This is a genomic window from Microbacterium sp. SWDP-B6 (genome assembly GCF_059803615.1).
The window spans coordinates 121,631-140,777 of sequence record NZ_JAPFGV010000008.1 but is presented as its reverse complement, the minus strand read 5'-3'; the positions used below and the strand labels follow the sequence as shown (position 1 = coordinate 140,777).

General features: G+C 68.6%; 20 protein-coding genes. 8 read left to right on the top strand and 12 right to left on the bottom strand.

Annotated features, from left to right (window positions below):
• Positions 1-34: 34 nt before the first annotated feature.
• Complete coding sequence (locus OPU70_RS12260; RefSeq protein WP_079112043.1) at positions 35-208, bottom strand: CsbD family protein; 174 nt, start codon at positions 206-208, stop codon at positions 35-37.
• Between the two features lie 56 nt (positions 209-264).
• Positions 265-513, bottom strand: coding sequence for a hypothetical protein (locus OPU70_RS12255; RefSeq protein WP_498557911.1), 249 nt, complete (start codon positions 511-513; stop codon positions 265-267).
• Positions 514-603: 90 nt separating this feature from the next.
• Here OPU70_RS12255 and OPU70_RS12250 point away from each other — a divergent pair, with 90 nt between their 5' ends.
• Entirely contained in the window at positions 604-2,217 is a 1,614-nt protein-coding gene (locus OPU70_RS12250; protein WP_498557910.1) for an SDR family oxidoreductase, read from the top strand.
• A gap of 312 nt (positions 2,218-2,529) precedes the next feature.
• On the opposite strand, the gene OPU70_RS12245 is transcribed toward OPU70_RS12250, so the two are convergent.
• Genes OPU70_RS12245 through OPU70_RS12235 form a run of 3 tightly spaced genes read right to left on the bottom strand, consistent with a single transcriptional unit; the run spans position 2,530 to position 6,851 of the window.
• A complete protein-coding gene (locus tag OPU70_RS12245; RefSeq protein ID WP_498557909.1) occupies positions 2,530-4,500 on the bottom strand; it encodes a BCCT family transporter in 1,971 nt (656 codons plus the stop codon).
• 47 nt (positions 4,501-4,547) lie between these two features.
• The gene (locus OPU70_RS12240; protein WP_498557908.1) at positions 4,548-6,239 is read right to left on the bottom strand and encodes an ABC1 kinase family protein; all 1,692 of its coding nucleotides are present in this window, start codon (positions 6,237-6,239) and stop codon (positions 4,548-4,550) included.
• Between the two features lie 24 nt (positions 6,240-6,263).
• Positions 6,264-6,851, bottom strand: a complete 588-nt coding sequence (locus tag OPU70_RS12235) for a PadR family transcriptional regulator (RefSeq protein ID WP_042540719.1) — start codon at positions 6,849-6,851, stop codon at positions 6,264-6,266.
• Positions 6,852-7,093: 242 nt separating this feature from the next.
• Here OPU70_RS12235 and OPU70_RS12230 point away from each other — a divergent pair, with 242 nt between their 5' ends.
• Positions 7,094-8,623: a glycosyltransferase family 2 protein gene (locus OPU70_RS12230; RefSeq protein WP_498557907.1), complete on the top strand. Its 1,530-nt coding sequence runs from the start codon at positions 7,094-7,096 to the stop codon at positions 8,621-8,623.
• A gap of 3 nt (positions 8,624-8,626) precedes the next feature.
• Here OPU70_RS12230 and map read toward each other — a convergent pair whose 3' ends face one another.
• Complete coding sequence (map, locus tag OPU70_RS12225; RefSeq protein ID WP_498557906.1) at positions 8,627-9,415, bottom strand: type I methionyl aminopeptidase; 789 nt, start codon at positions 9,413-9,415, stop codon at positions 8,627-8,629.
• Between the two features lie 79 nt (positions 9,416-9,494).
• On the opposite strand from map, the gene OPU70_RS12220 reads away from it, so the two are divergent.
• Together OPU70_RS12220 and OPU70_RS12215 are read left to right on the top strand one after the other, a co-directional pair.
• Positions 9,495-9,773, top strand: coding sequence for a helix-turn-helix domain-containing protein (locus OPU70_RS12220; RefSeq protein WP_056376399.1), 279 nt, complete (start codon positions 9,495-9,497; stop codon positions 9,771-9,773).
• A gap of 1 nt (position 9,774) precedes the next feature.
• Complete coding sequence (locus OPU70_RS12215; RefSeq protein ID WP_498557905.1) at positions 9,775-10,533, top strand: SDR family NAD(P)-dependent oxidoreductase; 759 nt, start codon at positions 9,775-9,777, stop codon at positions 10,531-10,533.
• A 240-nt stretch (positions 10,534-10,773) separates the two neighbouring features.
• Here OPU70_RS12215 and OPU70_RS12210 read toward each other — a convergent pair whose 3' ends face one another.
• Positions 10,774-11,079 (bottom strand): ArsR/SmtB family transcription factor, encoded by a 306-nt coding sequence (locus OPU70_RS12210; RefSeq protein ID WP_042540718.1) that lies wholly within the window; start codon positions 11,077-11,079, stop codon positions 10,774-10,776.
• A 99-nt stretch (positions 11,080-11,178) separates the two neighbouring features.
• On the opposite strand from OPU70_RS12210, the gene OPU70_RS12205 reads away from it, so the two are divergent.
• The 3 genes from OPU70_RS12205 to OPU70_RS12195 all read left to right on the top strand — a co-directional run bounded on the left by OPU70_RS12205 (position 11,179) and on the right by OPU70_RS12195 (position 13,560).
• Positions 11,179-12,396: an MFS transporter gene (locus OPU70_RS12205; RefSeq protein ID WP_498557904.1), complete on the top strand. Its 1,218-nt coding sequence runs from the start codon at positions 11,179-11,181 to the stop codon at positions 12,394-12,396.
• Positions 12,397-12,868: 472 nt separating this feature from the next.
• Positions 12,869-13,357, top strand: coding sequence for a DUF2975 domain-containing protein (locus OPU70_RS12200; RefSeq protein WP_498557903.1), 489 nt, complete (start codon positions 12,869-12,871; stop codon positions 13,355-13,357).
• Complete coding sequence (locus OPU70_RS12195) at positions 13,357-13,560, top strand: helix-turn-helix domain-containing protein (protein WP_042540715.1); 204 nt, start codon at positions 13,357-13,359, stop codon at positions 13,558-13,560. Before OPU70_RS12200 ends, OPU70_RS12195 begins: the two co-directional genes overlap by 1 nt.
• Before the next feature lie 57 nt (positions 13,561-13,617).
• On the opposite strand, the gene panB is transcribed toward OPU70_RS12195, so the two are convergent.
• The 5 genes from panB to OPU70_RS12170 form a co-directional block, all read right to left on the bottom strand.
• A complete protein-coding gene (gene panB, locus OPU70_RS12190; protein ID WP_498557902.1) occupies positions 13,618-14,487 on the bottom strand; it encodes a 3-methyl-2-oxobutanoate hydroxymethyltransferase in 870 nt (289 codons plus the stop codon).
• Positions 14,484-14,870, bottom strand: a complete 387-nt coding sequence (panD, locus tag OPU70_RS12185) for an aspartate 1-decarboxylase (protein ID WP_079112033.1) — start codon at positions 14,868-14,870, stop codon at positions 14,484-14,486. The genes panB and panD overlap by 4 nt, the downstream gene beginning before the upstream one ends.
• A complete protein-coding gene (panC, locus tag OPU70_RS12180) occupies positions 14,870-15,808 on the bottom strand; it encodes a pantoate--beta-alanine ligase (RefSeq protein ID WP_498557901.1) in 939 nt (312 codons plus the stop codon). Before panC ends, panD begins: the two co-directional genes overlap by 1 nt.
• A complete protein-coding gene (locus OPU70_RS12175) occupies positions 15,805-16,596 on the bottom strand; it encodes a DUF2520 domain-containing protein (RefSeq protein ID WP_498557900.1) in 792 nt (263 codons plus the stop codon). The genes panC and OPU70_RS12175 overlap by 4 nt, the downstream gene beginning before the upstream one ends.
• A gap of 240 nt (positions 16,597-16,836) precedes the next feature.
• Positions 16,837-17,307, bottom strand: coding sequence for a hypothetical protein (locus OPU70_RS12170; RefSeq protein WP_498557899.1), 471 nt, complete (start codon positions 17,305-17,307; stop codon positions 16,837-16,839).
• Positions 17,308-17,556: 249 nt separating this feature from the next.
• Here OPU70_RS12170 and OPU70_RS12165 point away from each other — a divergent pair, with 249 nt between their 5' ends.
• A complete protein-coding gene (locus tag OPU70_RS12165; protein WP_498557898.1) occupies positions 17,557-19,059 on the top strand; it encodes a SulP family inorganic anion transporter in 1,503 nt (500 codons plus the stop codon).
• Positions 19,060-19,147 lie beyond the last annotated feature (88 nt).

Below are 19,147 nucleotides of genomic sequence, written 5' to 3'. Positions count from 1 at the left end.
GCATACGCCGCCTCCCCGCTCTGTGTCACTGTCGTCAGTTGTTGAAAGCGTCCTTGACGTTCTCGCCAGCCTGCTTGACGTTGGCCTTTGCCTGGTCGGCGCGGCCCTCCGCCTCGAGCTTCTCGTTGTCGGTCACCTTGCCTACGGCTTCCTTCGCCTTGCCGGCGAGGTCCTGCGCGGTGTTCTTGATCTTGTCATCGAGTCCCATGGGGGATCCTTTCTCTTACCAGCGGTGGTCTGCAGTCGGGGTGCTGTGATGTCGTCTCACAGGGGGATGTCGAGCGCGGAGGCCGCCAGCGGCAGGGTTGCCGCGGCGATGACCGCGATGAGGCCGGCGACTCCGGCGGACTTCCAGAGGGGAGGTCGCGCAGGGGCCACCGGGACCCGTCGGATCCCCGTCGAACGGCCGACGGCCGCGCGGGCCGAGAGCGGGGCGACGTCGACGGAGTCCATCGGAACGAGACGGCGCGATCGGAGATCGCGGCGTGTGCGGTACTGCGCTGCTGTCGACATGATTCCCCTTCCTCGGTGAAAAGATTACTAGATGAACTAGTGATTCGCCAGCCTAGTGAAAACTTCAGGATTCGCGCCTACGCTCGAGTCATGACCGAGCTCACGCAGCCCACCGGGCACGAAGAGGCCCTGCGCGCCCTCCCCCGCGACGACGGATCGGCACCTCGCGCGCTGGTGCTCGGTGCCACCGGATACATCGGCGGGCGGCTGACCCCGCGGCTGCTGAACGCCGGATACCGGGTGCGCGCACTGGCCCGTGACGCCGCGCGTGCGGCATCCTTCCCCTGGGGTCCCGACTGCGAGATCGTCGAGGGCTCGGCCGACGACGCCGAAGCCGTCGCCGAGGCCATGAAGGATGTCGACGTGGTCTACTACCTGATCCACTCGATGACCGCGGGCAAGGGGTTCGAAGAGAGCGACGAACGAGCGGCCACCACGGTGGCGGATGCCGCGGCCAAGGCCGGAGTGCGTCGGATCGTCTACCTCGGCGGGCTGCACCCCGAGGATGCCAAGCTGTCGCCGCACCTGCGATCCCGCGTGCGCGTGGGCGAGATCTTCCTCGAGTCGGGCGTGCCCACGCTCGTGCTGCAGGCGGGCGTCGTGATCGGCTCGGGGTCTGCATCGTTCGAGATGATCCGCCACCTCACCGATGTGCTGCCCTACATGCCGGCGCCGAAGTGGGTGCGCAACCGCATCCAGCCGATCGCCGTGCGCGACGTGCTGCACTACCTCTTGGGCGCTGCCCGCGTCGACGACGACGTGAACCGCGCGGTCGACATCGGCGGACCCGACGTGCTGCGATACGGCCAGATGATGAACGGATACGCGCTCGAAGCCGGACTCCGTCAGCGTGCGATCGCCGCACTGCCGGTGCTGACCCCCGGTCTCGCGTCGCACTGGGTCAATCTCGTGACTCCGGTTCCACGGTCGATCGCCCGACCGCTCGTCGCGTCGTTGCAGAACGAGTGCATCGTGAAGGACCACGCGATCGACGACCTCATTCCGCAGCCGGACGGCGGGCTGACCCCGTATCGCACGGCGGTCTCGCTCGCGCTGGGTCGCGACGCCGCAGACACCATCGAGACGAGCTGGAAGGATGCCGAGGTCTCGGGCGCCCCGAGCGATCCGCTGCCGAGCGACCCCGACTGGGCCGGTCGCACGGTGTTCACCGACACGCGCAAGCTGCGCACCGAGGCACCGGTCGACGGCCTGTGGCGCGTGATCATCGGCATCGGCGGCTCGAACGGCTGGTACTCGTCGAAGTTCCTGTGGGCCGTGCGCGGGTGGATGGACCGCCTCGTCGGCGGCGTGGGCCTTCGCCGTGGACGCCGCAGCAAGGCCGAGGCGCGCGTCGGCGACGCCATCGACTTCTGGCGCGTCGAGGCCGTCGAAGAGCCCGGCCGCAAGACCGACTCTTCCCCCGCGAGCGGCGGACTGCTGCGCCTGCGCGCCGAGATGAAGGTTCCTGGCGATGCGTGGCTCGAACTGCGCGCGCTGCCCGACGGCGACGGGTCGCGCTACGAGCAGCGCGCCGTGTTCTTCCCCCGAGGGCTCGCTGGTCGGCTGTACTGGCTCGGCGTGCTGCCGTTCCACGGCTTCATCTTCGCGGGCATGGCGGCGAAGATCACCGCCGCCGCGGCCGTGCCGGTCGAGACCGTCGCACCCGGTGAGGCGGACTCTGCCGAGACGCCGGCCGTGGCCTGACACCCCGGGCCGCGCGGGGGTTGGATGCTCGGCTGATCCCGTCGGCGGCGGCGTGGATGGTCAGTTTCGCATCCCTGGCGGCGCGGTTGGTCAATTTCGCACCCCTGGCGGCCGTTTCGGATGCTTGATTGACCCCGCACCGGTGCGAAGCCGCGTGCGCGGCACTTTCGCACCGCCGACGGCGTGGATGGTCAATCTCGCACCTTCGGCGGCGTGGGTGGCCAATTTCGCACCGGAAACACCCGTTTCGGATGCGTGATTGACCCCGCACCGAGGCCGATCCCGCGTGCGGGGCCGGTATCGCACCCGAAGTCAGGACGGGCGCTCGGCGAGGCCCGCAGGGTCGGCACCCGCATCCGCATCCGCATCCGCATCCGCATCCGTGGAGCTGGCGGCGTCGGCGGGGATGATGTCGATCGCCTCGGTGGCCGTCGCGTAGACCTCGGCCAGGCTGTCGTCGACGTCGGCCTCGTCGATCCAGGCGAGGTCGTCTCCCGAGTGGTCGTACTCGACCGGCACGAGGGCGAAGTCGTCGCCGTACTCCTCGAGACCGGCCATGACGCTGTGGCGCACGGCCATGCGGGCATAGCGCTCGCGCAGGATCATCGGGTCGCGCCGCAGGTCCTTCATGAACGCGACCATCATGAACGCCATGATCACCGCGAACGGCAGAGCGGCGATGATCGTGACGTTCTGCAGCGATTTCAGACCGCTGCCCTCTTCGCCGGTGACGAGCAGCACCGCGGCGATCACGCCGACCAGGACTCCCCACACCACGGCGACCCAGCGAGACGGCTCGGGGCGGCCCTGCTGCGAGAGCGTGCCCATCACGAGTGAGGCCGAATCGGCTCCGGTGATGAAGAAGATCGAGATGAGCAGGATCAGGACGATGCTGGTGATCAGCGGGAACGGCAGGTTCTCGAGCACGCCGAAGAGCACTTCCTCCGGCGGATCGACCGAGAGGTTCGCGCCGTTCATCTGCTGCTGGATCGCCGTCGTGCCGAAGATCGCGAACCACACGAGCGAGATCACGGCGGGCACGACGATGACGACCGAGACGAACTGGCGCAGCGTGCGGCCGCGCGAGATCTTGGCGATGAACATGCCGACGAACGGCGACCACGAGATCCACCACGCCCAGTAGAAGATCGTCCAGCTCGACAGGAACATCTGCGCCTCATCGCCCTGCGATGCCGAGCGGGCGACCATCTCGGGCAGGTCGCCGAGGAACTGCACGGCGACGGAGGGGATGACGTTGAGGATGAGCAGCGTCGGACCGACGAAGAACACGAAGAAGGCGAGCAGCAGCGCGACGACCGCGTTGATGTTGGAGAGCGCGCGGATGCCCTTCGATACGCCCGATACGGCAGATGCGATGAAGCAGGCCGTGAGCACGGCGATCGCGGCGATGAGCACGCCGTTGCCGAGCTCGCCGATGCCGCTCACGATCTCGACGCCGTGGCCGATCTGCAGTGCGCCGAGGCCGAGTGATGCGGCGGTGCCGAACAGCGTGACGATGATCGAGAAGATGTCGATCGTGCGGCCGAGCGGGCCCGTGGTGCGGCCCTCACCCAGCAGCGGGGCGAAGATCGACGAGATCAACGGGGTGCGGCCGCGGCGGAACGCGCCGTAGGCGATCGCGCCACCGACGAGCGCGTAGAACGCCCACGCCTGCGGACCCCAGTGGTAGAGCACCTGGGCCTGCGCGGTGTGCATGGCCTCGAGAGTGTCGGCCTCGACGGTGCCGGGCGGCGGGTTCTCGAAGAAGGTGAGCGGCTCGGCGGCGCCCCAGAAGACGAGCCCGATGCCCATGCCGGCGGCGAAGAGCATCGAGATCCACGAGAACATCGAGAACTCGGGCTCTTCGTCGTCACGGCCGAGGGGGATGCGTCCGTAGCGGCTGAAGCCGATGAACAGCATGAAGACGAGGATGACCGTGGCGATCGTCGTGAAGAAGAAGCCGAAGTACTCGACGACCCATGCGAGCACGGTGGACGTCGTGCCCGAGAGGTTGTCGCCCGCGAAGACTCCCCATGCGATGAAGGCGACTGTCAGCGCGACGGCGATGCCGAAGACGAGCGGATCGGTGCGATAGGTGCGCCCGGTCTCTTCGACCGAGACCCCTGGCACGAGCGCGGGGTGCACGCCGCGCGGCGGCACGGCCGCGATGTCGCGGACGATCTTCTGGGCGGCTTCCGTGGCCTTCGCAGCCTGTCGGACTGCGGCGGTGTTGGTCTTCGGAGCGTCGGTCCGTGAGGTGGGGGTGTCGTCCGGAGTGTCCATGGGAACCAATTCTCCCATGCCGGCATTCTGCGGCCGGGGTCGGCCCGTCAGCGCGGCTGGCGGCGACCGCCGAAGACCGAGTGCAGCAGGGGCAGTGCCGAGACGCAGATGAGCGTGATGCCGAGCGGCGGGATCGAGGGCACCAGCAGCGCGCCGCCGACGAGCATCGCGGCGAAGAGCACCCCCGAGCCGATGCGGCGCGCGATGCCTTCGAGTCGGTCGAGGCGGCGTTCGAGGGCCGAGGTGTCGAACGTGACGTTGCCGTCGTCGACGCGGGTGATGATCGCGTCGATGCGCTTGGGCAGGCGGTATGTGACGGCGGCGGTCTCCATGGCCTGCTGCGCCATGTCCTGCATGAGGTTGCCCGATTCGTCGCGCAGCAGCCGTGCGGCGTAGGGCTCGGCGGCATCCCACACGTTGAACGAGGGATCGAGGCTCGAGCACATGCCCGAGGTCAGCGACACCGCGCGGATCAGCAGCAGCATGTTCTCGGGCAGCTGCAGCGGCAGCGAGCGCACCATGTCGCCGAACTCGTCGGCGAAGTCCGTGAACTCACGGGGGTCGACCTTGCTCAGCTCGGCGAAGCCCATGCCGCCGAAGCGGGCGAACAGCGCACGGAGCGCCCGTTCGAGCTCGGCGGTGTCGGCCGACGGCAGCAGCACGCCGATCTCCTGCGCCGCGGTGACGAGCCCGCGGCTGTCGCGACCGGCGACCGCGATCAGCAGCGTGCGCAGGCCGTCGCGAAGGTTGTCCGGCACCTCGGCCATCATGCCGAAGTCGATGAAGGTCAGGCGGAAGTTCCTGCCGGTGGCGGATGCCGGCTCCGGCGTCACGAAGATGTTGCCGGGGTGCGGGTCGGCGTGCACGAAGCTGTGCGTGAACACCTGATCGAACATGACCTCCGCGAACACGTCGGCGACCTCCGACGGATCGATGCCCGCTGCACGCAGAGAATCGGTGTCGTTGATCTTGATCGCCGTGACGTCGGACAGCGTGAGCACGCGGCGCGTCGACCGCTCCCAGACGATCTCGGGGGCGTCGACGCGAGCATCCCCGGCGAAGTTCTCCCGGAACCGCTCGGCGCTCGCGGCCTCGTGCAGGTAGTCGATCTCCTCGAGGCTGGTCTGGGCGAACTCCTCGACGAGGCCGGGGGCGTCGACGCGGTCGCTGACGAGCCTGACGCGCATCGCCCAGCGAGCGACGCGGCGCAGCGCCGCGAGGTCGACCGCGACGATCTCGTCGATGCCCGGACGCTGCACCTTGACGACGACGTTCGCGAGTCCGGTGTCGACGGCATCCTGCGCCGACAGGCGGGCTCGGTGCGCCTGTCCCAGGGATGCGGCAGCAACCGGTGTCTCGTCGAACCAGGCATACGCCTGCTCCAGCGGCATCCCGAGTTCGGCCTCGGCGGCCGCGCGGATGCCGGTGAACGGCACCGCCGGAACCTCGTCCTGCAGGCCCTCGAGCTCTTTCGTGATCTCAGGGGGCAGCACGTCGAGGCGCGACGACATGAACTGCCCGACCTTGATCATGAGTCCGCCGAGCTCGACCGCGAGCACGTGGAACCGCTTCGCGAAGCGCTGCATGCGCGGGGCGCGGGTGCGCTCGGCGATCGAGCTCATGCCGAAGCGCGGCAGCACGAGCTCGAACCACCAGACCTTGATGAACTCGCGCGCCGCGAACGACAGGATGCGGCGGTACCGGGCACGATGGGCGCCCTGCGCCGCAGCATCCGTCATGTGTCGTCCCTGGGTCGTGTGCGATCAGTCCTGAGCGAGGATCGAGTACAGCCTACGGCGGGCCTCATCGAGGATCTCGACCGCCTGCTGCACCTGCTCGGTGCTGCCGCTGCGACCGACGGCTGCGGCGGCGGCCGCGAGGTCGACACCGGCCTTCGGCAGTGCGCTGTAGCGGGGGTTGTCGTGCGAGCCCTCGCCCTTCGACTGCGACTCCCACGGGGCAGGGGTCTCGGTGTGCTCGGCGGCGACGGCACGGCCGGCCTCGGTGAGCGAGTAGGTCTTGCGACCGTTCTGCTCATCGGCCTCGATGAGGCCCTCGTCGGCGAGCAGCTGCAGCGTGGGGTAGACCGAGCCTGCGCTGGGCTTCCACGAACCGCCGCTGCGATCGGCGATCTCGTTGATGATCTGGTAGCCGTGCATCGGCTTCTCGGCGAGCAGCGACAGCACCGCGGTGCGGACGTCTCCCTTCGCCATGCGCGAGCCGCCGCTGGGGCGCTGCTCGAACGTCTTGCGGAGCTGGTCCATGGCATCGAAGATCGCGGATGCGGGTCCGCCGGGGCCCGAGCCGAAGCCGGATCCGCCGAACGGGTTCGAGGGGAATGCGTTGTTCATGATGACCTCCCGGAAGTGGTGAGCGATAGTCAACGATATATCGTTAAGGCTGAGTGCCGGGTGGGAATCCGGCATCGTCGAGAAACTCCGGCGGATGTGCGCAGCTCACACCCAGGGGCGCTGACGCGCACTGCACGCACGGGCTCCTGAAAGCAAGCCCCCTGCGCTCCACAGCCGACGATGTTTCACTGATGTCGATGTCGAATTCTGCTGCCGTTTCCCCTGCGTCCACTTCCATCCGGGTGAGCGTGGTCGTCCCTGTGTTCCGACCGGGAGCGGCATTCGACGAACTCATCGACTCCCTCAACCGACAGACGCTCGATCACGACCGGTTCGAGGTGCTGCTGTGCGACGACGGCTCGGGCGAGGAGACGGCCGCGCGATTGGTCGAGATCGCGCGCGATCGCGACTACGTGCGCGTGGCGTACCTTGCGCATTCGGGGTGGCCGGGAACCCCGCGCAACCACGGCATCGACGATGCACGCGGCACGTACATCCAGTTCGTCGATCAGGACGACTGGCTCTACGACGGCGCCCTCGAAGCCCTCTGCGACTATGCCGACCAGCACTCCTCCGATGTCGTGGTGGGCAAGGAGGTCGGCATCGGCCGCCGGCTGCCGAGCCGGATCTTCCGGAAGGACGTGCCCCGGGCGCGCCTCGGCGAGGATCCGCTGCTCGAGATGCTGACGCCGCACAAGATGTTCCGCACCTCGTTCCTGCGCGAGAACCGCATCCGCTTCCCCGACGGCAAGGTGCGGCTCGAAGATCACCTGTTCGTGATGCGGGCATACTTCGAGGCGTCGACGATCTCGATCCTCGCGAGCCAGCCCTGCTACGCGTGGGTCAAGCATGCGGGCAGCGCGAGCTCGTCGCGCATCGAGCCGGAGACGTACTTCCCTCATCTCGAGGCCGTTCTCGACCTGGTCGAGCGCTACACCGAGCCCGGGCGACTGCGCGACAGGCTGCTGCGTCACTGGTTCCGCGGAAAGATCCTGAAGCGACTGACCGGCAAGAAGTTCCTCGGCTACCCGGATGAGTATCGCGACCGTCTGATCGACGTGGTCGGGCCGCTCGCGAAGCGCCGATTCGGACCGGGCGTCGACGGTGGCCTGTCGTTCCCGAACCGCATCCGGGCAGGGCTGCTGCGCGCCGATCGGCGGGCCGACCTGGTGGGCTTCGCACGGTTCGAGATGGAGATGAAATGCCGCGCGGTCGTGACGTCGGCCCGGTGGTCGCGGGGTGGCGGCCTGTATCTGACGTTCGACGTCTCGGTCACCCGCGATGGACAGGAAGCCCTCGTGTTCGAACACGGCACGGGGCGTCTGACCTCGTTGCCGGTGTCGATGGACGGCCTGCCGACCGCTCTGCTCGAAGCCGGGCGCGAGCTGCAGAACGATCAGGTCGAGCTGGTGCTGCGCGACAAGGCTGCAGGGGTCGAGCGTCGCATCGCCTCCGTGCATCCGCGCAGCCTCGGTGCGATCTCGGTCGCGATCGATCCGCTGAAGGTGTTCGGGCCTGCCGACGAGTCACGCGGCGCGAAGCTGTTCGTGACGGTCAGGCGGGCGGGGTGGACATTCGACGTGCCCCTCACCGCGGATGCCGAGACCCTCGCGGCCGCGGGGCACTCGCCGCTGCTCGCGGGTCGCACGTGCACGCCGGTCGTCGGGCGCGGCGGTTCTGTCGAGCTGCGCCGGCAGTGGCCCGGCGGGCGACTCAAGGACCTGGCCGGCCGTGCGGTGCGCCGCGTGCGGAGCGGGTCGCGCAAGAAGTGACGCTCAGCGCGGGAGCGTGAGGATCTCGGCTCCGGTCTCGGTGATCGCGATCGTGTGCTCGGTGTGGGCCGTGCGGCAGCCGGTGGCGCTGCGGAGGGTCCAGCCGTCGGCGTCGGTCACCAGCACGTCGGTGTCGGCCATGACCCACGGTTCGAGCGCGAGCAGCAGACCAGGGCGCAGCGTGTAGCCACGACCGGGGCGCCCAGCGTTCGCGACGTGCGGGTCCTGGTGCATCGTCGAGCCGATGCCATGGCCCCCGAACTCGAGGTTGATCGGGTAGCCGGCATCGCTGAGCACCGTGCCGATCGCGTGCGAGAGGTCGCCGATGCGGGCGCCCGGGCGGGCGACGGCGATGGCCGCGGCGAGCGCTCGTTCGGTCGCGTCGATCATCGCCAGATCTGCGGATGCGGCATCGTCGGTGGATCCGACACTGTCGCCGACCACGAAGCTGATGGCGGCATCCGCCGAGATCCCGAGCAGAGTGACCGCGAGATCGAGGGTGAGCAGGTCGCCGTCCGCGAGCGCGTAGTCGTGCGGCATCCCGTGCAGCACCGCATCGTTCACCGCGGTGCAGACGTAGTGTCCGAAGGGCCCGCGGCCGAACGACGGGGCGTAGTCGACGTAGCAGGACACTGCGCCGGCATCCTCGATCATCTGCTTCGTCCAGCGGTCGAGATCGAGCAGGTTCACGCCGACCGTCGTGCGCTGCTTCAGCGACTGCAGGATGCTGCCGACGAGCGCCCCGGCATCCCTCGCCCGGGCGAGCTGGTCGTCGTTGAGGATCTCGATCATCGTGGTCTCCGCATTCGGCGTCGTGGTCAGTCCAATAACTATCCCGGTAATACTATCCCGGTATTAGAATGGGCACATGATGGTTCGCATGCCACTGACTCCCGCCGAGGTCGAACGCGGAGAGCGTCTCGGCGCCCTGCTGCGGCGAGCGCGCGGCGAGCGGTCGATGCTGAGCGTCGCCCTCGACGCGGGTGTCTCCCCCGAGACTCTGCGCAAGATCGAGTCGGGTCGGGTCGCGACTCCCGCCTTCTCGACCATCGCGGCGATCGCCGGTGTGCTGCACCTCTCGCTCGATTCGGTCTGGGCCGAGATCGAGCCGCCGGTGCACGCGATCGGTCGTGCGCAGGTCGCGTCCTGAGATGGCGCATGCGCTGATCACGGGCAGCTCGCGAGGCATCGGTCGCGCGGTCGCTCAGGCGTTCGCCCGCCGAGGCGATCGTGTCGTCGTGCACTACGGCCGCGATCGGGATGCCGCAGAGCAGACCCTCGCCTCACTCGAGGGATCGGGGCACGCGGTCATCGGCGGCGACCTCGGGGATCCGGTCGAGGCGCAGCGCGTGGTCGAGGAGGCCGTCGCCGCCCTGGGTTCGCTCGACATCCTCGTGAACAACGCCGCGGTCGCGCCGAGCGCTGCCAACGCGCATCGCGTCGACTCGGCGTCGTATGCCGAGTGGCAGGCCGCCTGGTCTGCGATGGTGTCGGTCAACCTGCTCGGGGCGTCGAACGTGACGATGCTCGTCGCGCAGCACATGATCGAGCGCGGATCCGGCGGGGCGATCGTCAACGTCGGGTCGCGTGGAGCGTTCCGCGGCGAGGCCGACCACCCCGCATACGCCGCGACGAAGGCGGGGCTGCAGGCGTTCGGCCAGTCGATGGCCCTCGTTCTCGCCCCGCATGGCATCTCGGTGACCTCCGTCGCTCCCGGCATGGTGGCGACCGAGCGACAGTCGGCGAAGCTCGAGAGCGAGCAGGGCGACAGCATCCGCGGGCAGAGCCCGTTCGGTCGCGTCGGCACCCCCGAAGAGGTGGCGGATGCGGTCGCCTACCTCACGTCTTCCTCGGCGGTGTGGGCTTCGGGCACCCTGCTCGACCTCAACGGGGCGTCGTACTTCCGCTGAGCTCGCCGCTCCCTCAGCCCCGCACACCCTCGGGCTCTCACACCCTCGGGCACACACCCTCGGTCTCGCACACTCGGGCTCGCACACTCGGGCAGACACCCTCGGGCTCGCACACCCTGGGGCTCGCACACCTTGGGGAGGAGATCTGTCCGTGGGGAGGAGACTTCGCACGAATCTCTCCTCCCGAGGGGCAGATCTCCTCCCGAGCGGCGAGCTCGCTCCGCGCGCGCGGACCGGTGTTCAGGCCCGGAGAACGGACTCGAGCAGCCCAGGGAACAGCGCGTCGAGATCGTCGCGCCGCAGCGTCAGCAGCCGTCGTCGGCCGTTGGCCTCGTTGCGGATCACGCCCGCCTCGCGCAGCACCTTCATGAAGTGCGACTTGGTCGACTTGGGGAGGTTCGGATCGGTCGAGTGGCACGCGGCCATGTCGAGCGGGCCGTCGGCGAGCTGCCGCGCGATCGCCAGGCGCTCGGGGTCACTGAGCGCGAAGAGCACGTCGGTGAGCTGGATCTCGGAGCGATCCGGGTGCGGGAGTTCGCCTGGCATGGTTCGAGAATAGTTGAACAATCCGTGGAACGCGAGTACGCTCCGATAGTTCGATGATTCTCGAACTCAGGACTCGAGACCGACCCCGCGGGAGCACGCATGACCACCACGGCACCGATCACCACGACCCCGGGGCCAGCATCCGCCATCCGCCGCCCGCGGTTCGGATTCGCGCTGGCGATCGTGACGCAGATCGCGATGATGACCGGCGCGAGCGCTCCCTCGCCGTTCTATCCGGTGCTCGCCGCCGAGATCGGATTCGACGCGATCGTCATCAGCGCGGTCTTCGCCGTCTACGCAATCGCACTGCTGCTCGCGCTGCTCTCGGCCGGCTCCCTCTCCGATCACATCGGACGCCGTCCCGTCGCGATCGGCGGGCTCCTGCTGCTCGCCGGCAGCATGCTGCTCTTCTGGCACGCCGACTCGGTCGCGACTCTGATGCTCGCGCGCATCCTGCAAGGTGCCGCGAGCGGTGTGCTCATCGCAGCACTCTCGGCCGCTGCCCTGGATCTCGCACCCGGCGGACGCTCGAGGGTCGCCGCCCTCTGGAACGCCCTCAGCCCCGGAATCGGCCTGGCGCTCGGCGCGCTCGTCTCGGGCATCGCACTCGATGTGACCGGCCAACCGCTGCTCGACGTCTTCGCACCGCTCACCGTCATCTACCTCGTGCTCGCCGCACTGTTCTTCCTCGCACCCGAGACTGCACCGCTGCATCCTGGGGCGTGGGGGTCGCTGAGTTTCCGGCTGTCGGTGCCCGCCGGCATCCGCTCGGACTTCTGGCGGGGCGCACCGGCGATCATCGCCGGGTGGGCGACGGGCGGGCTCTTCCTCTCGCTCGGCGCCAACATCGTGCGCACCGAGCTCGGCGGCGAAGCGCATGTCTGGCAGGGTCTCGCCGTCGCGATGCTGGCGGGCATCGGCGTGATCACCGCATTCGTGTTCCGCAATCGCCGACCGCGCACCTCTGTGATCTTCGGCACCGCGGCTCTCGCGACCGGCACGGCGCTGTCGCTCATCGCACTCGGCGTCGAGTCGCTTCCCTTCTACCTCGCCGCGACGGCTGTGACCGGCATGGGCTTCGGCACCGCGTTCTCCGGAGTCGTCGCCTCACTCGCACCGCGCATCCCCGCCACCGATCGCGCCGACACTTTCGCCGTGATCTACCTTCTCGCGTACCTCGCGTTCGGCGTGCCGGCCGTCGTCGCCGGAACCCTGGTCGGCGTGTTCGGGCTCGGCGCGGTGTGCGTGGGATACGGGGTCGTGGTCATCGTGCTCGCGGTGGTGGCCCTCGTGCTGCGGGTACGCCGCGCGGAGTAGGCGGGCGCGGGGTTGGCGCGCGCGGGCCCTCACTTTTCGTGAGGCCGCATCGGGGTGCGCAGCGAGAGGACCCGCATCACAAGGTGCTCACCTCTTCGGGAGGAGAACTGCGCCTCGGGAGGAGACTTCGCGCGAATCTCTCCTCCCGAAGGGCGGATCTCCTCCCGAAGCGCCGCGTCCCCGCGGGGCTCACAGCCCCCTTCGGGAGGCCGTATCGGGAGGACGCGCATCACGAAGCCCCCACTTCCTCGGGAGGAGTCCTGCACCTCGGGAGGAGAACCGCTGCGGAGGACTCCTCCCGAGGGAGGAGAACCGCTCGGGAGGAGAACTGCGCCTCGGGAGGAGACTTCGCGCGAATCCCTCCTCCCGAAGGGCGGATCTCCTCCAGAAGCGCCGCGACCCGCATCCGCCGACTTCCCCTATCGAACGATTAACGATAGATTTCTGTTGTTGCTCGATGAGAGGTGGAGTCATGGGGAAGTCGACGATCGTCGTGTTGAAGGTCGTGATCGTGGTGGCGCTGATCGGATCCGTGGCGGTGCAGGCGCTCATCGTGCGGCTGCTGTGGATCGACCTCGCGGCCGAAGAACTGTGGGGCCGGATCGCCCTCGTGTCGATCGTGGTTCTCGGCGTCGGCACCCTGCAGGTCTTCGGCATCTGCGTATGGATGCTGCTGACGAAAGTGCGCCGCGGATCGATCTTCTCGACCTCGTCGTTCCGCTACATCGACGTGATCATCGGAGCGATCCTCGTGGCCGCGGCACTCGCCTGGATCCTCGCGGCGATACTCGCACCGGGCTCGGCCGCGCCGGGCCTCGTGGCGCTCATCGGCGGCGCGGGCGTCGTGCTCGGCGGCATCGCCCTGCTGGTCGTCGTCATGAAGGCGCTGCTGCGGCAGGCCATCGAGCGCGACACCGAAGCACAGTCGCTGCGCTCGGAGCTCGACAACGAGGTGATCTGATGCCCGTCGTCGTCGATATCGACGTGATGATGGCGCGGCGCAAGATGGGTGTCGGCGAGCTGGCCGAGCGCATCGGCATCACCCCCACGAACCTCGCTGTGCTCAAGAACGGGCGCGCGAAGGCCGTTCGCTTCTCGACCCTCGACGCTCTGTGCGAGGTCTTGGAGTGTCAGCCGGGCGACATCCTGCGCTGGGAGGCGTGAGGGTCGGAAGGCCTGCGACGCGGATGCGACGCACGCGCAGCATCGGATGCCGGATGCCTACCGCCCCGCGAGCAACTCCCGCAGCCGTTCAGCCTCGCCCTCGGCCATCCCGTATCCGTGCTCGGGCCCCGGGTACACGCCCTCGCGCACCTCGCTCGCGTACGCCGCGACTCCGGCCACAGACACAGACCGCACATCGGCATAGCGCTTGACGAACTTGGCGACCCCGCCGGCATAGATTCCCAGCAGGTCGTGGAAGACGAGCACCTGGCCGTCGGCATCCGTTCCGGCTCCGATGCCGATCAGCGGAATGCGCAGCAGGGGTGCGAGCGCCGCGGTGACCTCCGACGGCACGGCTTCGATGACGATCAGTGAGACTCCGGCGTCCTGCAGGGCGAGGGCATCGTCGATCACGGTGAGTGCGGCGTCGGCGGTGCGTCCCTGCGCGCGGTATCCGCCGAGCGACGTGGCTGTCTGCGGCGTCAGCCCGACGTGCCCGACGACGGGGATTCCGGCATTCACGAGCGCGCGGGCACGATCGACCGTGGCGCCGCCGCGTTCGATCTTGACGAGGTCGACTCCCGCCTCTTTGACGAAGCGCTGCGCGGTCGCGATGGCGATCTCGTCCGACGCCTCGTACGACCCGAAGGGGAGATCGCCGACGAGCAGCGGCGTGGTGAGTCCTCGCCGCACCGCCTTCGTGAGCATCAGCATCTCGTCGGTCGTGACGGGCACCGTGCTGTCATAGCCGAGCACCGTCATCGCGGCCGAGTCGCCGACGAGCACCATGTCGACGCCGGCATCCTCGACGATCTGCGCGCTCGGAAAGTCGTACGCGGTGACCATGACGATGGGTTCGCGGGCATGCTTCTTCACGTCGAGATCGCGCAGGGTGAGGCGCTTGGTCGGGGCGGCGTGAGCGCTCATCGGGTCGCCACCAGTTCACCGACGGCGTCGTCGACGCGGACGATGGCGTTCGACCGATCCACGTGCACGACGACGGGTTCGTAGTCGGCGAGGTCTTCGGGCGAGTAGTCGGCATAGGAGATGACGATGATCGTGTCGCCGGAGTGCACGAGGCGGGCGGCGGCACCGTTGACCTGGATGACGCCGGACCCACGTTCGCCGACCAGCGTGTAGGTCTCGAAGCGCGAGCCGTTGTCGACGTCGACGACGTGCACCTGCTCGTGCGGCAGGATGTCAGCGGCCTCGAGCAGGTCGGGGTCGACGGTGATCGAGCCGACGTAGTGGAGGTCACTGCCCGTGACGGTGGCGCGGTGGATCTTCGACTTCAGCATGGTGCGTCGCATCAGGCATCTCCCTTTCCGTCGGTGGTCGTGCTGGTCTCGGTGGTCGAGGTGGTCTCGCTGGTCTCGGTGGTCTCGGTGGTCGAGCTGGTCGAGGTGAGAGTCAGCAGGTGGTTGTCGATCAGCCGGGCAGCGCCGACGCGCGCGGCGACGAGCAACAGCGCGTCCCGGTCTACGACCGCCACCGGCCGCAGGGTCTCGGCATCCCGGAGTTCCAGGTACTCGGCGTCGATTCCGGCCGCCGAGAGCACAGCGTGGGCGGAGGAGAGGATGCTGTCGCCGTCGCGCTCCCCCGATCGGTGCGCCGCGTCGGCGGCATCGAGAGCGCGGTTGAGCGCGGTCGCCTGGGCGCGAGCATCCGCGTCGAGGTAGACGTTGCGCGAGCTCATCGCGAGCCCGTCTGCTGCGCGCACGATCGGGCACGCCACGACGCGCACGTCGAGGTCGAGGTCGCGCACGACCCGGCGCACGACCAACACCTGCTGCGCATCCTTCTGACCGAAATAGGCGACATCGGGCTGGACGATGCCGAACAGCTTGGTGACGACGGTGGCGACGCCGTCGAAATGGTGGGGTCCGCGGCTCGCTCCGTCGAGCACCTCGGTGATGCCCGCGACGTGGATGTTCGTGGCGAACCCATCGGGGTAGATCTCGGCCCGATCCGGTGCGAACAGGATGTCGACGCCTTCGGCCTCGGCGAGCGCGGCGTCGCGGGCCTCGTCGCGCGGGTAGGTGCTGAGGTCTTCGTTCGCGGCGAACTGGGTCGGATTGACGAACAGCGAGACGACGACGAGGTCGTTCTCCGTTCGCGCCGCCCGCATGAGCGAGAGGTGCCCCTCGTGGAACGCGCCCATCGTCGGCACGAGTCCGACCGACCGGCCCGCTGCCTTGGCGTCGCGAACCGCGGCTCGCACCTCGGCGATCGTGCGGAGGATTCTCATGCCTGTGGCTCCTCGGTGACGGCGGTCTGTTGGGTAGCCGCGTGATCGGCGGTCGTGTGGGCGGTCGCATGTGGTGCGCGTCCGGCGACCGCGCGGGTGGCGGTGGCGAGCGCGTCGAAGAGGTCTCGGTAGTCGCCGGATGCTGCGCGCTGCCGCGCCACGGTGGTCTCGTCACCGCGGGCGATCGGCCCTGTGAGCGAGGATGCCGCGCCGCGCGCCGCCCAGTTCTCGACCGTCTGGCGCACCAGCGGTGCGAGGTGCTCGCGGTCGACGCCTGCATCCTTCGCGAGGTCTTCAGCGGCATCGAGCACGGTCAGCACGAAGTTAGAGGCGAAGGATGCGGCGGCGTGATACTCCCCGCGGTGGGCGTCGTCGACGTGGAAGGGGTTCGCACCGATCACCCGCGCGAGCGCTTCAGCCGTCTCGAGCGCCTCGGGCGTGCGCCCATCGACGGCGACGCCGATGCCGCGGAAGACCTCGCTCGTCTCCTTGCCGGTGAAGGTCTGGAGCGGGTGGAGGCTGAAGTCGACGTCGGTGAGCGGCGTCGCACCGGAGACGTGCGCCACGAGCCGCGCGTGGGGCCGGGCGGCGAAGGCCACCGCTGCGATGGCGGAGTCCGGGACGCAGAGCAGCGCGATGTCGGCATCCGGCATCGAGTCCTCCCGGCGCAGAGGCCCCCGGACGACAAGGCCTGCCGCGCGCAACGCCCGTGCGAGTACGCCGCCGAGACGGCCGGCGCCGACGATGGCGATGGTCGTGTCAGGGGCGAGAGCAGGGGTTCTGTGCATGTCGATTCCCGGCCGAGACGTGCGGCGCGGATGGGATGAGTATCCGCCCGAGACGGGGTGCGCGCAAAATCTGAGAGCGATGTGCACACCGTTTCGCTTGCATGGGTTGCAGAAATCATCAACTGTCGCGCTAAGAGCCGTGCTTATTGATTCGGCTCGACTTCCGCCCGATCGTCGAGCGAGGCCGGCGAAGCCGCCCGAGACGAGACGCCCCGAACGCTGCGACGCCGCAGTCCCGAGTTACAGGTAGTACGTGCGCGAGAGCAGTTCACCGTCTTCGCGGACCCACTCGATCGCGACGCCGCGCACCGCTGGACCTCCCAGAGTCCGACCCAGAAGCACCTCGAACGACGCCGTCGGCGGCACGTCGAGCGGAAGCTGCTCGCTCAACGTCGCCTCGATGCCGGCCGTCGCCGTGATGCCTGACACGGTCAGAACCTCCCCGCTCGTGTTGCGGAAGCTCCCGACCCGTCCATCGCTGCGGAACATCCACGGCTCCGGCTCGGCAACCGACGACGCCCGGAGGCTGCGGCCACCCGGCTGTGCCGTCGGCTCGCGGTTGAGCGCCTCCCCGATCTCGCGCACCCCGCCCTTCGCCGACAGGCTGTTGATGAACGCGATGACCGCCACGGTCGACGCCGCGATGGATGCCACGGCGCCGAGCCACGAGGGCACGACGACGCCCCAGAAGTCGGTCGGCACGGGTTCCATGACCGCACTCTATCCGCGGCCGCCGACACCGGACAGGGGCGCTCAGCTCGATGACGGGCCCTCGCCGCGTTTCGTCTCAGTCGACTTCGTCGTCTTCGCTCAACGACCGGGGACTTCGCTCAACGACCGGGGGACGTCACTCAACGACCGGGGACGTCGCTCAACGACCCGGGGAACGGCAGGCCCCCGCATCCGCCGTACCCTTAACTGTTCTGCCCCACCCCCGGGCACCTTCTCTGGAGCATCCCCATGTCTGCAACTGCGGTCGACGATCGTGCCCGCTATCGGGCGAACCCGACGGTTCTCGAAGCGCTGAAGAGTCCGAGGATGCTGACGCGCGAGGTGCTCGCGGGTCTGGTCGTGGGTCTCGCGCTGATTCCCGAGGCGATCGCGTTCTCGGTGATCGCGGGCGTCGACCCGAAGGTGGGACTGTTCTCGTCGTTCATCATGGCGGTGTCGATCGCCTTCCTCGGTGGGCGTCCGGCGATGGTGACCGCGGCGACCGGAGCCGTCGCGCTCGTGATCGCCCCGGTCGCGCCGACGTATGGGATGGACTACTTCATCGCGACGGTGATCCTGGCGGGCATCTTCCAGGTCATCCTCGGGGTGCTGGGTGTCGCGAAGCTGATGCGCTTCATCCCCCGCAGCGTCATGGTCGGGTTCGTGAACGCGCTGGCGATCTTCGTGTTCAGCTCGCAGTTCCCGCAGCTGATCGATGCGCCGTGGCTGGTCTACCCGCTGGTCGCGCTGGGAATCATCGTGATGATCGCGATGCCGAAGATCACCACGATCGTGCCGGCGCCGCTCGTGTCGGTGATCATCGTGACCGCTGTGGTGATGGCGTTCGCGATCACGGTGCCGACGGTCGGCGATCAGGGCGAGCTGCCGAAGAGCCTGCCCGAGCTGTTCATCCCGAACGTGCCGCTGACTTGGGAGACGTTCACGATCATCGCGCCGTTCGCGCTCGGGGTGGCGCTGGTCGGACTCATGGAGTCGCTGCTCACCGCCAAGCTCGTCGACGAGATCACCGACACCCACTCGAACAAGACGCGGGAGTCGTGGGCTCAGGGCGTGGCGAACATCCTCTCCGGAACCTTCGGAGGCATGGGCGGATGCGCCGTCATCGGCCAGACCATGATCGGCGTCAAGGCCTCGGGCGCGCGCACCCGCATCTCGACGTTCTGCGCCGGCATCTTCCTGTTCCTGCTGGTCGTCGTCTTCGGCGACTTCGTGAGCACGATCCCCATGGCCGCCCTCGTCGCCGTGATGATCATGGTCGCCATCGGAGCGTTCGACTGGCACAGCGTCAAGCCGTCGACCCTCAAGCGGATGCCGAAGAGCGAGACGTTCGTGATGGTGGCGACCGTCGTGCTCGTGCTCATCACCCACAACCTCGCGGTCGGCGTCGTCGGCGGAGTGCTGGTCGCGTCGGTGCTGTTCGTGCGGAGGGTCGCGCATTTCGTGTCGGTGAGCCGGACCCTGTCGGATGCCGGCGACGCCGTCACCTACACGGTGACCGGCGAGCTGTTCTTCGCCTCGAGCAACGACCTGACGACCCTGTTCTCGTACCCGGAGGATCCCGACCGCGTCGTCATCGACCTCACCGGATCGCACATCTGGGACGCCTCGACGGTCGCAGCTCTGGATGCGATCGAGACGAAGTACACCGCGCTCGGCAAGACGGTCGAGATCATCGGGATGAACGACAGCAGCCAGCGGATGCGGGGAAGGCTCACCGGCGGGTTCGAGTAGTCCCGCGCCGAGCATCCCCGGTCGTTGAGCGAGCACGGCGGAGCCGCGCGAGACGAAACGCACCTCACCGGGTCCGTCGGATCACCAC

Coding starts and splice junctions, on each gene's coding strand:
- OPU70_RS12260 (WP_079112043.1), bottom strand. CDS start 208: ATGGGACTCGATGACAAGATCAAGAACACCGCGCAGGACCTCGCCGGC.
- OPU70_RS12255 (WP_498557911.1), bottom strand. CDS start 513: ATGTCGACAGCAGCGCAGTACCGCACACGCCGCGATCTCCGATCGCGC.
- OPU70_RS12250 (WP_498557910.1), top strand. CDS start 604: ATGACCGAGCTCACGCAGCCCACCGGGCACGAAGAGGCCCTGCGCGCC.
- OPU70_RS12245 (WP_498557909.1), bottom strand. CDS start 4,500: ATGGACACTCCGGACGACACCCCCACCTCACGGACCGACGCTCCGAAG.
- OPU70_RS12240 (WP_498557908.1), bottom strand. CDS start 6,239: ATGACGGATGCTGCGGCGCAGGGCGCCCATCGTGCCCGGTACCGCCGC.
- OPU70_RS12235 (WP_042540719.1), bottom strand. CDS start 6,851: ATGAACAACGCATTCCCCTCGAACCCGTTCGGCGGATCCGGCTTCGGC.
- map (WP_498557906.1), bottom strand. CDS start 9,415: ATGATCGAGATCCTCAACGACGACCAGCTCGCCCGGGCGAGGGATGCC.
- OPU70_RS12220 (WP_056376399.1), top strand. CDS start 9,495: ATGGTTCGCATGCCACTGACTCCCGCCGAGGTCGAACGCGGAGAGCGT.
- OPU70_RS12215 (WP_498557905.1), top strand. CDS start 9,775: ATGGCGCATGCGCTGATCACGGGCAGCTCGCGAGGCATCGGTCGCGCG.
- OPU70_RS12210 (WP_042540718.1), bottom strand. CDS start 11,079: ATGCCAGGCGAACTCCCGCACCCGGATCGCTCCGAGATCCAGCTCACC.
- OPU70_RS12205 (WP_498557904.1), top strand. CDS start 11,179: ATGACCACCACGGCACCGATCACCACGACCCCGGGGCCAGCATCCGCC.
- OPU70_RS12200 (WP_498557903.1), top strand. CDS start 12,869: ATGGGGAAGTCGACGATCGTCGTGTTGAAGGTCGTGATCGTGGTGGCG.
- OPU70_RS12195 (WP_042540715.1), top strand. CDS start 13,357: ATGCCCGTCGTCGTCGATATCGACGTGATGATGGCGCGGCGCAAGATG.
- panB (WP_498557902.1), bottom strand. CDS start 14,487: ATGAGCGCTCACGCCGCCCCGACCAAGCGCCTCACCCTGCGCGATCTC.
- panD (WP_079112033.1), bottom strand. CDS start 14,870: ATGCGACGCACCATGCTGAAGTCGAAGATCCACCGCGCCACCGTCACG.
- panC (WP_498557901.1), bottom strand. CDS start 15,808: ATGAGAATCCTCCGCACGATCGCCGAGGTGCGAGCCGCGGTTCGCGAC.
- OPU70_RS12175 (WP_498557900.1), bottom strand. CDS start 16,596: ATGCACAGAACCCCTGCTCTCGCCCCTGACACGACCATCGCCATCGTC.
- OPU70_RS12170 (WP_498557899.1), bottom strand. CDS start 17,307: ATGGAACCCGTGCCGACCGACTTCTGGGGCGTCGTCGTGCCCTCGTGG.
- OPU70_RS12165 (WP_498557898.1), top strand. CDS start 17,557: ATGTCTGCAACTGCGGTCGACGATCGTGCCCGCTATCGGGCGAACCCG.